This is a genomic window from Desulforhopalus singaporensis (assembly GCF_900104445.1).
GTDB classification, from domain to species: Bacteria; Desulfobacterota; Desulfobulbia; order Desulfobulbales; family Desulfocapsaceae; genus Desulforhopalus_A; species Desulforhopalus_A singaporensis.
This window is the reverse complement of sequence record NZ_FNJI01000016.1, coordinates 92,010-106,890: the sequence shown is the minus strand read 5'-3', so window position 1 is coordinate 106,890 and position 14,881 is coordinate 92,010. Positions and strand designations below refer to the sequence as shown.

General features: G+C 50.3%; 10 protein-coding genes and 1 pseudogene. 2 read left to right on the top strand and 9 right to left on the bottom strand.

The genetic code is table 11. The annotated features are described in order from the left end of the window. From BLQ17_RS22875 to BLQ17_RS12350, 7 genes and pseudogenes are all read right to left on the bottom strand, one after another. Positions 1 to 222: pseudogene (locus BLQ17_RS22875) on the bottom strand (IS21 family transposase); the annotation flags it as partial. Between the two features lie 101 nt (positions 223 to 323). Next, positions 324 to 1,700, bottom strand: a complete 1,377-nt coding sequence (locus tag BLQ17_RS12375; protein WP_176761205.1) for a TolC family protein — start codon at positions 1,698 to 1,700, stop codon at positions 324 to 326. Continuing rightward, a complete protein-coding gene (locus BLQ17_RS12370) occupies positions 1,654 to 2,259 on the bottom strand; it encodes a toxin-activating lysine-acyltransferase (RefSeq protein ID WP_092223277.1) in 606 nt (201 codons plus the stop codon). Before BLQ17_RS12370 ends, BLQ17_RS12375 begins: the two co-directional genes overlap by 47 nt. A 2-nt stretch (positions 2,260 to 2,261) precedes the next feature. Next, positions 2,262 to 3,635 carry an HlyD family type I secretion periplasmic adaptor subunit gene (locus tag BLQ17_RS12365; RefSeq protein ID WP_176761204.1) on the bottom strand — a complete coding sequence of 458 codons (1,374 nt, stop codon included), beginning with the start codon at positions 3,633 to 3,635 and terminating at the stop codon, positions 2,262 to 2,264. Next, the gene (locus BLQ17_RS12360; RefSeq protein WP_281180531.1) at positions 3,628 to 5,763 is read right to left on the bottom strand and encodes a peptidase domain-containing ABC transporter; all 2,136 of its coding nucleotides are present in this window, start codon (positions 5,761 to 5,763) and stop codon (positions 3,628 to 3,630) included. The genes BLQ17_RS12365 and BLQ17_RS12360 overlap by 8 nt, the downstream gene beginning before the upstream one ends. Positions 5,764 to 6,717: 954 nt before the next feature. Then, positions 6,718 to 8,865 carry an acetate--CoA ligase family protein gene (locus BLQ17_RS12355; RefSeq protein ID WP_092223274.1) on the bottom strand — a complete coding sequence of 716 codons (2,148 nt, stop codon included), beginning with the start codon at positions 8,863 to 8,865 and terminating at the stop codon, positions 6,718 to 6,720. 306 nt (positions 8,866 to 9,171) lie between these two features. Then, the gene (locus tag BLQ17_RS12350; protein ID WP_092223272.1) at positions 9,172 to 10,494 is read right to left on the bottom strand and encodes an HD-GYP domain-containing protein; all 1,323 of its coding nucleotides are present in this window, start codon (positions 10,492 to 10,494) and stop codon (positions 9,172 to 9,174) included. Between the two features lie 291 nt (positions 10,495 to 10,785). Between BLQ17_RS12350 and BLQ17_RS12345 the strand changes: the two genes are divergently transcribed. Together BLQ17_RS12345 and BLQ17_RS12340 are read left to right on the top strand one after the other, a co-directional pair. Then, entirely contained in the window at positions 10,786 to 11,253 is a 468-nt protein-coding gene (locus BLQ17_RS12345; protein WP_092223270.1) for an AMP-binding enzyme, read from the top strand. Between the two features lie 105 nt (positions 11,254 to 11,358). Beyond that, entirely contained in the window at positions 11,359 to 11,700 is a 342-nt protein-coding gene (locus BLQ17_RS12340) for a hypothetical protein (protein ID WP_143005501.1), read from the top strand. A 30-nt stretch (positions 11,701 to 11,730) separates the two neighbouring features. Here BLQ17_RS12340 and nhaA read toward each other — a convergent pair whose 3' ends face one another. Both nhaA and BLQ17_RS12330 read right to left on the bottom strand, forming a co-directional pair. After that, complete coding sequence (gene nhaA / locus BLQ17_RS12335) at positions 11,731 to 12,927, bottom strand: Na+/H+ antiporter NhaA (RefSeq protein ID WP_092223266.1); 1,197 nt, start codon at positions 12,925 to 12,927, stop codon at positions 11,731 to 11,733. Between the two features lie 46 nt (positions 12,928 to 12,973). Then, positions 12,974 to 14,704 (bottom strand): sigma-54 interaction domain-containing protein, encoded by a 1,731-nt coding sequence (locus BLQ17_RS12330; protein WP_092223264.1) that lies wholly within the window; start codon positions 14,702 to 14,704, stop codon positions 12,974 to 12,976. Positions 14,705 to 14,881 lie beyond the last annotated feature (177 nt).

Below are 14,881 nucleotides of genomic sequence, written 5' to 3'. Positions count from 1 at the left end.
CTCCCAATCCGCTTCAAGCAACTCCTCCAACTGGGAAACATACTCGCCAAGTTGAGGCTGGGGTTGAAGCTTGCGCTCGTAAGTATGTTCCGTTGCACCGCTACGAATAACTTTACGGACTGTATTTCTAGACAGTCCAAGCTTACGACTAATCGTTTTTATCCCAAGCCCTTCTGAAAAGTGTAAACGACGTATTTTTGCTATGGTCTCCACTATTAACATCCTCCATTTCCTCCGTGATAATTTCATCACGGACGGGATAACATAGAGGGGTCAATTTTCGACGCTGTTTTCTTCTCTAAGGGGTCATTATTGCACGCTGATTAACAAATAAGGGTCATATAGGAATATTGGGCAGTGTGGTATTGGCCAAGTATCCCGTAATAATCCTGCTGGCGATCCAGCACTTCCGGCAGAGCTTTTACCCCTTCAAGATATGCCGCCTCTACTGATTCCAAAGCCAGTCTGCTCGCTTCGGATGCGCTGGCGTAGGCGGATATGAGACGGGTGGTATCGTTGATGCTGTCGTAGAGTGATTCGACCGAACTCTTTATCTTTTGCAGGGAGGTGCGTAACAGGGCGTCCGCCTCCTTCATCCTGCGTTGCGCGGCTATTGTTGCAGCTACATCGCCTCCGCCATCAAGCAGATTTACTCTGAGTACCAGTCCCACATCAAATTCAGTCCGGTCTTCTCCATAGCCGGCAAGGGAGTCATCGGGCTCGTTTCTTGAGTAATCCGCATAAAACGCGAGCGAGGGGAGAAAACGAGACTGGTTGGAAGAGTAGGTGTGTTGCGCCGCTTTCAGCTCGAGGCGCTTATTTATGAGAGCGGTGGAGTTGGTATCGGCAACATCCAGCCAATACTCCAAGTCGTTGGTTAGAGGCACAAACTCATATTCTGGAGCAGGATCTGCCAGGGGTGGGGTTATGCCCCCGAGCAGGGTTGCAAGCTCGGTTGTTGCCCTTTTCCACTCCAATTTCCGTGATATCTCCGCTGCCGCAGATTGTCGATAACGCGCTTCCGCCTCATACTGGTCGGTAATTGTTCCAAATCCGAGTTTGAGCCTGTCTGTCGCGTTTTGCAGTTGCTTATTGATAGCTTTAGTCTGTTTGGTTGCAATTCGCAGACTCTCCCTTGTAGAAAGGACCTCATAAAAAGCTGTTGATACCCGCAGGCGGAGATCGTCGTGACTGGTTTTCTGCTTGAGTTCTGCTATGTTCAGTTGGTTTCTCCCCTGTCTAAACGATGCTGCTTTTACCGCATCAAAGAGTGGTTGCTCAAAACTCAAGGTCAGCTCCTTTTCGTAAAAACGTGCCTCGCTCTTATTCATTTCGCTCTCAGCATCCGGACTCAGTTCATCGTGGCCTTTACTGTAACTGCCTGAAAGTGACAGGGTCGGCCCGTATCCGGCAATCTTCCGCCATCCGTCAGCCTGCCGTGCTCCGGCGCCATGCATGTCTGCCTCGTATTGCGCATCTTTCTCCAGGGCCAGGGCGAATGCTTCTTCAAGAGTCATTCCTGTCTCTTCTCCAGTCTCATCCCCCCTTACCGGTGCGGCGCACAGCAAAAAGACAAGGAGGGGGAACGTAAAAAGAGAAGCGGTGATCTGCTTCATCCTCAACAAAACGACGGTTTTACAGAATCCGGTCATGCTACTTGGCGTCCCTGTCCCTTTTTCCTGGTGATTTGCTGTGCGCATCTGTGAGGGTGTCATCTGGAGTGCTATTTTCTGTGTGCTTTTCACTGTTGTAGGCTCGGAGTTTACGAGCAGTTATGCCCCCGGTTTCCGGATCTGGCGCTACAAGCCGGATTTCGCTTTCCGGGAATTCGTTTCTGCGAATATCGTTGAGCATGTTCTCTATACCGCCAAAAGGTGCTACCATATCGACGATCCACAGCCGGTTCCCTGATTTCCAGTCTTCAGGTCGTAGTTTTCCACCGTTTTTCAACAGGTGGTTTTCCGCCTCTTCATTGAGAAATGCCCAGGAAATGTAGGAGACGGGGTATTCTTTCTTCATATAGAGCTTGCATTGACCTGAAACGAGGGGAGGCAAAAGAAGCCACTCCAGATCCGAGATAAACTGGAATCTGCGGTGTGACGATTGCAGGTAGAGCATGACGACCGGTCCAATGGCCGGCAGTCGTTTGACAATTTTAAGGGACTGGGCGGTGATGTGTTCGCGCAGGGCGTCGTCCGCTTCAGTCTGTTGTTGATTCATGGTTTGCCTGTCTTTTTGTTTTTCAACCTGTTTTGACATTGTCAGATCTCCCGTAAACTTTCATCCTTGTAACGCATAACCGGGCCAAGAAAATATTCTATAACCCGCCGTTGCCCCACCTTCACATCTGTCGTCACCGTCATGCCCGGGCTGAGTATGCCCTGCCTGCCATTGACCAGATTAGGGAGTTTCAGGCTGTTAATCTTTACCTTGATGGGGTAGATAGGCCCTAACTGCTCATCGACAACGGCATCTTTGGCAACCCACTCAATGGTGCCGTCAAGATCGCCATACCGGGTATACGGATATGCCGAAACCTTGACCGAGACCGGCAGCTGTTCCTTGATAAATCCGATATCCTTGTTGAGAATCTTCGCTTCTATCTCCACCCCGGCACCGGTCGGAACGATGACTAGAAGAGGTTGGGCAGAGGTGACGACGCCACCAACAGTGTTGACGGCAAGTTGTTGCACTATGCCTTCAGTGGGGGAGCGAAGTTCGCGGTGGTTCTTGCGGTTTTGCGCTTTTTCCAGTTGGTGCTCAAGTTGCGATTTTCTGTTTTTTGCTTCTGTAAGCTGGCTGAGCAAGTCCCTGCTGTACTCGGCCTCGGCAAGTCGTATCTCATCTCTTGCCCGTTCGAGACGAGCTTCAGCCTCATGCAGACGTTCTCTTGCCGTTGACAGGTCATGCCTGACATTATTTATCTCTATTTCTGCCTGGAGAAGTTCTGCTTCGGAGATCAGTTTTTTTTCTGCAAGAGTTTTCTTTTTCTTGAAAAGTTGCTGTGACAACGGCAGAGATTCAGCCAATCTGGAGATATTCCCGTTAAGAAGGGTGCACTCAACATCGGTCCGTTGGATTTCCCTGTTCAACGCTACAAGCCGCTCTTCCTGGGTTGCCATCGACTCACCGAGAAGACGTCGTTGCAACGCAACGATATTTACATCGGCGTTTGGTGGAGCAATAAAATGCGAGGGTTCACCTGTCAACTCGGCTTCCAGCCGCAGGATTGTCAGGTCGGAAGTCTCAAGCTCCTTGGTAAAACTTGCGATGTCTGCCAGGCTTTCCGAGTCGTCCATGGAGATGAGCAATTCACCTTCACTCACCCGCTGTCCGTCGCGGACATGGATTGCGGTGACGATACCAGGCTCAAGTGGCTGGATTACTTTTACCTTGCCCTTCGGGATCACTACACCGGTACCACTTACCACGATATCCATATGGGAAAATATGGCCCAGGCAATGGCGATGGAAATGAATAGAAGGATAATGTTTATAATGGCCCTGTATAAGGGTGCGGGTGGGCTCTCAAGAGCCTCAAGGGCTGTCGGCATGAAGTCCATGCTCCGCCGCTTCTCACGCCGCTGTCTGCGTGTCTCCACCATTTTTTTTAGACGAGTCGTTTTTTCAGCCATGGGTTCCTTCCTGAATTGCGTGCAGTGTCGCATAGCGCCCACCTGCCGCCAGCAATGCTTGTGGGGAATCGTTTTCAACAATCCTGCCCTTTTCCAGGGTGATAATACGATCGGCCTGCCGTACTGTAGAGAGCCTGTGGGCAACGATGAAAACAGTACGGCCCTTGCATATCTCTTGCATATTGTTTTGAATTATCCGCTCCGATTCGTAATCCAAAGCACTGGTTGCCTCATCCAGGACCAGCATTTTCGGATCGGTTGCCAGGGCCCGGGCAATGGCAAGTCGCTGGCGCTGTCCGGTTGAGAGCTGCAAGCCGCGCTCTCCCACCAGGGTGTCGTAGCCGTCTGGCAGCTGCAGGATAAATTCATGGGCACCGGCAAGTTCCGCCACCTTCATTACATCTTCGATATCCAGTTCGGGAGAATTAAGAGCGATATTGTCCCTTATCGAACTGTTGAACAGTACCCCGTCCTGCACCACCACACCTATCTGCCTGCGCAACCAGGACGTGTCGGCCATGGCCAGGTTAATCCCATCGACCAGCACCTTTCCCCGCTCCGGTACGTAGAGCCTGAGCAGAAGCTTGGCAAGTGTTGTCTTCCCAGATCCGGTACTGCCGACAATTCCGGTTACCTCGCCAGAATTGACGGAAAAATTAACTTCTTCAAGCACCAGAGGACTATCCGGACGGTAGCGAAATGAGACACGGTCAAATTCTACTTTCCCGCGAAGAGGAGGCAGCGAGACCCTTGCCGGATCAAAACCCGGTTCAGGCGGGCAGTTGAAGATATCCCCGATCCTCGCTACGGAAACCTTTGCCTGCTGAAATTCTTTCCAGACCTGTGATAGACGAAGAATAGGCGCCACTGCCCTTGAGGAGAGCATGTTGAATGCGATTAGTTGGCCAATGGTAAGGTTGCCGTGCAACACCTCTTTCGCACCCAGCCAGAGCAATAATACGGAAAGGATCTTGCTGACAATTGTCGTGGATTGCTGGATCAGGTTTGACAGGTTGCCGCTATGGAAACCGTTTTGTACATGGGCGGCGAGCTTTTCCTCCCATTTTGCACGGATTTTTGGTTCTGCGGCAGAGGACTTGATCGTTTCCATGCCACTGATGGTCTCGACAAGAAAGGATTGATTGGCGGCATTGCTTCCGTATCTGTCCTCAAGGCTGTTTCGCAGAAAAGGCGTGATAAAAAAGGATGCACAGAAGAGAAACGGCAGGGCGGCCACTACAATAGTTGCCAGAAAAGGGCTGAACAGGTACATCACCACCAGAAAGATGACGAGAAAAAACAGATCGAGAAACAACATTATCCCGGAGCCGGTAATAAACTGCCTGACGGTTTCCAGTTCGCGCATCCTGGCGATGGTATCACCAACCTGGCGACTCTCGAAATAACTCATCGGAAGGGAGATGAGGTGTCTGAACAGGGTTATGCCTAACTTGAGGTCGATCCGATTGGCGGTATGTGACATAAGGTAGCTTCTCAACCCGCCGAGAAGTATTTCGAAAGCTGAAACGACCACCAGGGCGAATACCAGCACATCAAGGGTTGACAAGCTGTTATTGCTCAGGACCTTGTCGATGACAATCATGAAGAAAAGGGGGGCAAGCAGGCCGAAGATCTGCACGAAAAGGGAGGCGAGGATGCAGTCCCGCAGGATGGATTTATATCTCAATGCGGCCTCTATAAACCACGAAAGGCTGAATCGTGAAGAAGACTCCTCAGCCGTCTCTTTTTTAATTTTAGCGATAAAGAGATCCGGTTGCAGTTGCCCTTTCAGTTCGTCTACAGCTATCCAGGATGCGCGTTCTCCGGAACTTCTCTGGACCAGGATTTTCCTTTCTTCCCTGTTGTCTTGCAGGAGAAGGGCAAAATCCCCGCTCTTTTGAAATTGTGCTATGACCGGGTAATCTTTTCCCTTCAGTTCCTGGGGCGATTTGCGCACCGAAGACACTGTAAAGCCGAGCTCAACAAGGTTTCTCTTGAGTTGCAGGTGAACATCGCTGCACGAAGATGCTGAAAAATTATGCCGAAGATGCTCCAAATCCACCGGCATGCCATTTCGTTTCAGAAGAAGTGCTATACAAAATAAACTGCTCTGCTTTTCTACCGTCAAAATATTATTTCCCAAAAGTGATAAGAAAGCGTCCCGCAACAGGGCTCTGAAGAAGGCGTCCCTGATTGCAATTTAAACAGCGGTTTGAGCTTGAACCGAATCCTCGAATTATGTGGTGCTAAAGTGCAGTGTAGACAGAAGCTGTTTACAATTTCCCTGAATACGGTTACGGACGGTATTATTCAGGAACCTTGACCAGTGTTGTTGCAGCCGTAACGCAAAATCGACGGTAGGAAAACTACCAGTGAAATTAATGATAAAGCCGACAACCAGATTTCCATTCCGGATCACCGCCATGACCTGCAATGTCAGAAGGGTCATGTACCCTACGCATCATGCTGTCGGCACAAAGCACTTGTCATGTCGGCAGGGCGGGCTCTGTTCTCATCTGAATCATCGGTCTGATATGGAGGCGATGGCCGACTCACGGATTTCACACAGTCCGGATTTTCCCACTGTCAAGAGACGGTTATGATTTTACCGCATATGCAAAATCACAGGGATATTTTGGGGTGGTGTTGTAGCTGCATTAATAGCGTGTTTCTTGTCTTAAAATAATGAATTAACATATATTTATGATACAATACCCTAACACTTAATGCAACTTATTGTTTACTGGGTGCGGCTGTTGGGAATAGTAGTACTGTTGTCAGTCTGTCCGGAGCCAATGGAGGTTTGAGAAAAGAGAAAAGCAGCAGGATTAGGACGCGACTGTACCCCCATCAGCTCGCATGGGTAATTAACAAACGACGATAGTGGCATGGCTGACGTTGTACTGGTTCAGCGGGAGTGGGCGTTCCCCCATTGTCCGGGGGAGCTGGGGCAGCTGACGAAGATGCCGGCGTTACAAGCTGCAGACAGCAGGGGGAGGATGGCGTGTCAAGTATTGCAACGTATTGATTATACGAGTCATGATATCGCTCCGACGTCTTGGCGGGAACCCCGCAATGAAAATTACCGGGAAGATTCCCGCCTTAAAAAATCAACATGCTCACACATATAGCCAAGCGCCTTCACCGCACGCTCGGGACTTGAAAAAAAGACCCCGTCGTATTTTGCATCTTCAACTTCATAAATTGCGCCTATTTTGGAGTTGGATGTCAGTGTTACCCCGAGGATCGGTTTTTCATATTTTTCCATCAGCGCGACGGTATGTTTGGCATATTGCTGTTCCCAGCGATTCATTCCGGTCAGGAGGTGTTGATAGTCGGAGAGTTCGACCTCTGGGTCTACGATAGTTGCAGATTTGACCGAGGCCTCCAGGAGAAATTCCCGCCCGGATACGCCGAGGTGGATCACTGCATCACAACCATCCCAGGCAGCAAGGGCTTCAATGGCCTTCAGCGGCAGTGTCAGGTCGTTTTCGCCGACAAGATCGACGGGATTGGCGTGGCTCCAGTATTGCGGAAGCATGCCGTTCAAGAGCTCGATCATCTCTTTGTCCAGAGGTTCAACGACCAGTTTATGCTCACTGCAAAGATCACTTGTTATCACTCCCCAGCCTCCGCCCAGGGTCATAATCGCTACCCGCCGACCTTGCGGCAAAGGCAGGGAGGAGAAGGCTGCGGCTGCGTCGAGCATTTCCAGGGGCTGATGCACACTGACCACTCCTGACTGGCGGCAGAGTGCTTCGAAGATTTTAAAATCAGTACCCAGAGCTCCTGTATGGCTTGCTGCCGCACGATCACCTGCCTCGGATCGACCGCCTTTAAGGATGATGACCGGTTTTTTCTTGCCGACCCTGCGTGCCGATTTAAAAAAACGTCTGCCGTCCTTGACACTTTCCAGGTAAAGCAGGACAGTACGGGTCTTGTTGTCCACCTCGAAAGCTTCCATGAAATCTTCGATGGCCACCATGGCTTCATTGCCGCTCCCGCCGAAGGCCCTGATTCCCAACCCCTGTTCTTCTGCAAAACTCAGCAACTGCACGCCCATATTACCCGATTGTGAAATAAGCGCGGTTCCTCCCGCCTTCGGCGTGGTGTGGACCCCGGTGAGGAACAGTTTTTCGTGAGGATTCTGGATACCCATCGTATTGGGGCCGAGAAAAACAATCCCGGCTCTTCGGGCGTCCTCCAGAATCTCATTTTCGAGAATTCTGCCTTCTTCTCCCATTTCGGAAAATCCTGACGAGATAAGCAGGGCTGCCGGGACCCCTTTTTCCTTGAAGTCGTTTATAAGTCCGCGAACCATGGCCGCAGGGATGGTGACGACCGCCAGGTCGATCGGGCCGGGCACGTCATGGATGGATGTGTAAACGGGTCTGCCCCACTGTTGCCCCCCCCTGGGGTTTACCAGATAGACAGGACCCGGGTAGCCGTGGGCTAAAAGATTGGCAGGCAGCGACTGGCCCCACTTGCCGAACCCGGTGGATGCGCCTATGAACGCAATCGACCGGGGATTGAAGATCTTGCCCAGAACCTCGGGAGACACGACCTGTCGAGGTTTTGGAGGTTGTCCGCTATCCTCTGTAATTACGAGTGCATCTACGGCGTGGACTTTACCGTCAGGGTCAACCAGAAGAGGATTTATATCCACCTCAGATACTTCCGGGTGTTCAGCCGCAAGGCGCGAAAGACCCACGAGACAGTCGACAAGAACTCTGGTGTCGGCCGGTTGCTCGCCACGAAACCGGTCAAGCAGAGCCGAAGACCTGATTTCAGCCAGCATCGATTCGGCCTCGGTTGTGTCGATTGGAACAGCTCTGAAAACAACATCGTTCAATGCTTCAGTAAATACCCCGCCAAGGCCGAACATTACGATCGGGCCAAGCATCGGATCCCGTATGAGACCGGCAACAAATTCACGTTTACCACTCAGCATGGGCTGCAGCAGGAAGCCTTCCAGGTCGGCGCCTGCGGCTCTGGCAATTTTTTCCGCAGCGTTCCTGGTCTGGTCGGCATCGGCAAGTCCCAAACGCACTAATCCGCGGTCACTCTTGTGGGTGAGTTTAGAGCCAAGCGCTTTGAGCACGACAGGGAAACCCATTTTCTCTGCGATCTGCACGGCGTGAAATACATCTGCGGCAATTTTCTCTTGCACCGTCGGAATGCCATAGCCGGCAAGGAGTTTTTTTGATTCTGCTTCATTGAGATTGCTCATTACTGATCCTTTTTATATAAAACGAATCACGCCGCTCCACTCTCCCGGTTCGGAAAGGAGCAACACCATTGTAGTGTCAAAGGTGCGCACCCCGCCACCTTCCCCGTGCCACTGTTGTTGAAGATCATCGCATACCATAAAAATGCATGCGACCTGAGGCGCAGCAGAAAGAGGGGGAACAGGGGGGCGATTCCTGAAGTGTCTATTCTCTGGTATGGCCTGGCGCGATAATTATTGAACGTCAATTATAATTGCCGGTCAGGAAATTGCTTATGTTTTTTGGATTTTAACAGTTTTTTGTAATGACTAGAGCAAAAGGGGACACCAATCCTTGGAGTAAAACTCAGCTTTCTTATGTTCGACGATCCTGATGCAGGCGTCGACGCTCGGGGCGTGATAACGGGTCCCGCGTCCTGAGCGGATTTCGTTCAGGGCCGCTTGTATACCCAGTGAAGGACGGTAGGGACGGTGGGCCGACATTGCTTCCACCACGTCGGCTACAGCAAGTATCTTCGCTTCCAGGAGTATCTCTTCATCGGTCAAACTCCTGGGATAGCCAGAGCCATCGAGATGTTCATGGTGCTGATAGACAATATCAGCCACCGGCCAGGGGAAATGAATGTTTTTAAGTATGTCAAACCCAACCTCTGCGTGGTGTTCGATCGCGGCCCTTTCAATACGGGAAAGTAAAGATGGTTTAGCCAGGTATTCGGCCGGCAGGGCGATCTTGCCGATATCGTGCAGGAGGGATGCGATGTGGAGGCCTTCGATCTGCTGATCGGGAAGCGCCAGCTCTTTTGCAATTGCAAGTGCCAGGCGATTTACCCGTTCCTGGTGCCCGGATGTGTAGGGGTCCCTTTTTTCGGTGGTGGAGGCCAGTGATATGACGGTTTCCTCAAGGCTTTTGCTCAATTCATCCCTGCTTATCCGCAGCTTTTCTATCAAATCCAGGAGCCGCTTGTCTCTTGCCGCAATCAGGCTGGCCATAACGTTGATTTTGTCTATTATTGCATCGATGTCTGTTCGATTTACAGGTTCTAAAACGTAATCATATGAACCTCCGGCAATAATCTCGATCCCGCGGGTCAGCACAGAGAGCGGTTTCGTCAGAAACAGTTTCAGTAATATCCTGCTTGCTGTGATAACAGAGAGGATGACCGAGAACATTATTATCAATGTCAGATAGAGGGTAGTCCGCTGAGCCTCGATAATTCCTTTTCTTGAAAGAGAAACTTCAACAGTTCCTACGAAACGGACATCATACCAGTAGATGGGTTTTTTTACGGTGAGGAGGGATAAATTCTTGGGACCGATGGGATCGTATACCCCCTGGCCGTTGGCGTCGAATACACGTACCACAACCACACCGTGTGATCGCATGTATTTCACCGAAGTGATAACCACCGATTGCTCATCTTCCATCAAAAGCGGTGTGGCCAAAAGCTTGGTTAATCTGTTGATGTGTTCAATGGCTTGGGATTCCAGACGTTTTTCAGCGCTTGATGTCGAAGAAAAATAATAGAGGAGACTGACTGTGGCGGTGACCAGGACGACAGTAACAGTGAGACCTAAGGTGAGATCCCCGGCAAGAGTACGTTTATTGGTTAAGCCCATAAATGAAAGAACCATTTGTCCACCCTGAGATTCAGCAATCGTTTTATAAACGAGATTGGGTAGTTAAATTTTAATCTGTAATGGGTGCCCCCGCCAAGGACAAAGAAAAAAAACAGCTCGGATTATCGTGTTTTCAGATATCACCTGTATGTGAAGATAAGGTGGTCAGGTCCTGGTACAAAAACAATTGCAAGATAACAGCAGACAGATACCATAAGTGATTTATTGTTAAGGAGTTATGGGAACAACGGCTACCATCGTGTCACCGCGAAAAACAGCGTTTATTTTGCCTGGAATCATTAAGAAATAAAGAAATATACAGATGATAATGAAATACAGTCGGCGGCAGCTGTTGGGCTGCCAGACTCACATGCCGGGGAAATTCCGTTTCTATTCGTGCGGTTGGAGGAAGGAGTTGATCTGTCACCCTCCGAAATTATTGACCCGCTGAAGCAGCTGATCAGCGAGCGGGCGGCAGTTCCCAAAGAGGTTTTTATCCTTGATCTGATACTATTGACTGCAATTGGCAAGGTGTTCAAGTCGAAGCTGCGGTGGCTTGCCATAGAAACCGTCTATCGGCGAGTGCTCTCGGGCCTTGGCGCTCAGGGTGTTTCGCTGGATATCCGTGTCTGCGATGATCCCAGCTACGGGAGTTTGGCCACTATTGCACTTGAATTGGCTCCAGAGTCCGACGATACCGTTATCCGTCGACAGGTTACCGACCTGCTAGGGCCTTATTCCATCAGGTATGATCTTGAGTTTATCTTAGTCTAGAAGGATCCCGGTGTGGAAAAAAATATCACAAAAAAAGATTTGAAAAAATATCTGAGGAAAAAATCTTTCGCCGGGTCGTCGAATATGCCCGCGCCGAATCGAAAAATGTGCAGATATATTTGTAATATTTCAACTGCTTCCTATACTGATGTCTCGTCGACTTTGGCGGTGGAAATTGAGAGTGTGGTGTCGGAAAAATTTAAATCCATGATTATCCAGGCTAAAGAAAGGGGCGAGATTTCTCCCAACGTCGACGCCCCCTTCGCAGCTTTTTGGCTCGATGGGTTTATAACCAAGCTGCTGCTCTCTTACTCGACGGTTTACTACAGGGAGGAGATGAAGATTTACCTGGGAGATAGAGCTTTCCAGGATGATTATCTCATTGACAGAATCATTACTGCCGTACGAAGATCCCTGGGTACTCCGCATCGCTGGGAGGAGGAGTAAGTGGCGGGGCGGTGCTTAGTTGAACAGCGGTTACTCTTTCTGCCTGTTCTGCAGGACTCGGTGCAGGATAAAATATCCCATGATCCCCGAGGCCAGGCTCCCGAGAATGATCCCTGTTCTCTCATCAAACAGATTCCCGGAAGAAGTTTCCTCAAATGTCAATGAGCCGATAAAAAGGCTCATGGTAAAGCCGATCCCGCAAAGCACTGCCGCGCCATACAAGCTTTTCATGTCCACTCCTCTCGGCAGGGAGGTCAATTTGAATTTTATCGCTATCCAGCAGAATCCGAAAATTCCGATCTGTTTCCCGATAAAGAGGCCGAGGCCGATGCCGAGCGGAACCCCGTGCAGGATGTGGTCGATGCCGGTTCCGGATAATGCGATTCCTGAATTGGCAAATGCAAACAGAGGCAGGATGAAAAATGCGACGGCGGCGTGAAGATCGTGCTCAAGGTCCTGCAGCGGGGAAAAATCAGGCCTGTCCCGATCGTGCATCGGAATGAACATGGCAAGGATGACGCCTGCCAGTGTTGCATGGATACCCGATTTGATCATCGCCGCCCACATGATGACGCCCACGCCGATATAGGAGGTCTTCGACACTATATTGATCCTGTTCATGGCATACAACAGCGGCAGGCAGCAAATGACTGCTCCGAGCGCCGTAACCGAGATTTTTGAAGTGTAGAAAAGGGCGATGATGATAATTGCCCCGACATCGTCAAAAATAGCCAGGGAGGTGAGAAATATCTTCAGGGTGACAGGCACTCTTGTGCCCAGAAGCGCCAATACCCCGAGGGCGAAAGCGATGTCCGTTGCGGCGGGGATGGCCCAGCCCTTCATTGCCGAAGGATCATTGGCATTGAACAGGACATAGATCAGCGCCGGCACTGTGATGCCGCCGATGGCTCCGATGCCCGGAAGTACGATGTTCTTTCTTTCCGCAAGCTCTCCTGTGAGCAGTTCTCTTTTCAGCTCGAGGCCGACCATGAAGAAAAATATTGCCATAAGGCCGTCATTAATCCAAAGCAGCAGTGGTTTGGCTATCTCAAATGTTCCTATCGTAACGGCAACCTTGGTCTGCAGAAGCAGGTCATAGTAAACTGCCAGCGGCGTGTTGGCGATCACCATTGCCACGGCGGTGGAAACCATGAGTAAAATGCCGCCTGCCGCCTCCAGCTGCAAGAAACGGGTGATAAAAGACGTCCGGCTTGGGGCAGTGTTCATCTGGCTCTCCATGGTGGCTGCGGTTGCCTGGTAAGGTGTGAGGCGGCTAAAAGGACAGGCCGTGTTTTTTTAATTTTCGCACAACAGAGGACTGGCTTATCCTGAAATATCGTGCTAAATCTCTTGTATTGTCAAATTGTTCCATGGCATGCTCGATCCTTTTTCGCTCAAACTCCAGCAAGTCTTCCTGAAGCCCCCTGAAAACATGGGCCTGTTTTTGTGGCGGCGCTTCCATGGATACGGCCGACTGGATCCTGTTTGCCGGAAGAATTCCCGTCAAAAGATCTTTTTCCTTTATTACCACTGCATTTTTGATCAGATTTTCTAATTCGCGGATGTTGCCGGGGAAGTCATATGCCAGGAACTCCTCTATACATCGTTCCGAGAATCTCTTTTTCTGCCTGTATGTTTCATTGAATTTTTTCAGGAAAAATTTTGCCATTGCCAGGATATCCTCCTGTCTGTCCCTCAGGGCCGGTATTCTGACAGGAAAAGTATTCAGGCGAAAATACAGGTCTTTTCGAAAAGTCTTTTTCTGGACCAGGTCTTCTAGGTTGAGATTGGTTGCGGCAATGACGATGCAGTTCACCTTGATACTTTTGGTTCCGCCGAGCCTTCTGATCTCCCCGTCGTCGAGGACCTTGAGGAGTTTTGCCTGGACGGAGAAGGGCAGGTCGCCGATCTCATCGAGAAAGATGGTGCCGTTGTTGGCCAGTTCGAACAGCCCGGCCTTGCCGGTTTCCGAGGCGCCGGTGAAGGCCCCTTTCTCGTAGCCGAACAGTTCCGCCTCAAGAAGCATCTCCGGCAGGGTGGCGCAGTTGATTGATATAAAGGGCTGCTCTTTTCTGAGGCCGTGTTGATGTACGAATTTGGCAAGATATCCTTTGCCCGCGCCTGACTCGCCCGTGATGAGAATGTTGGAGACGTCCATCCTGGTCAGTTTCAGCAATACCGTCAACACCTGCTTCATTGCCGGTGAGATGGCGATGATCTCACTGTTCTCAAGCTCCAGCAGGTTTCGATCCGACAGCTCTCCCCTGATGGTTTCCGCCACCTGTTTTGCCTGGTTCAGCTGTGCCCGCAACTCCTTGACAATGGTCATGTCATGTTCGATGACGACAACGAACATGATCTCTCCCTGTTCATCGAGTATGGGAATGCCCGAAGCCATGATGTACTTATTGCTTTTGATTGCCCAGAGGGGACGGGTTAACGGTTTTTTTGTTTTTAATATGGCAGGGGTCAGAACTTCTTCCATAATACCGAGATCGACGAGTTTGAATATGCTCTTGCCTATTACCTGGTCTTTATCAAGTCTTATAAGATCGGCGGCAACGTCATTTACCTTCAGGATGATCCCCCTGCCGTCAAGGATGTATATGCCGTAACCGCTGTGCTCCAGAAGGGCCTGAAACTGAAGATGCATCTCTTTTATGGGCGGCAGGTTGCGGGCAGCTTCTGCGGCATTTTTGATGTCGCGCAGAAAACATAGGGCTCCCTGAGGGAGGCTGTCATGCATCATCGTTGACACCAAGACCTCGATATCTCTCTCTTTTTCTCTGGCGACAAACGCATTGGAGTGTAGTTCCTGCTCCATGCATAAAAGCACCTGTCGACCGATGTTCGGTGCCACGGTCATCAGGGAGACGTCGGCTTTGTCGACCCGGCAGTCCAGAAGGTATTCGGCCTGGGGACTGGCATACTGGATAATCCCCAGCCGATCCACCTGGAGAAAACCGATAAAAGATTCTTCTGGATTTGACTCGTTCCGTATCATTTTTGATTTTTCTTTTCTTGTTTGATTCTTCGACCAGGCCAGTTTCCTGCCTGTAAAAGAAGGGGCATTGTGCCGATTGCCGGTTTTGTTTAAAAAATATCCTCGGAAAAATCACAAAATATCGCTTGGATCATTAGGTTCTTATCAATTTTTTCTGATACGGTCAAATCTATTCCG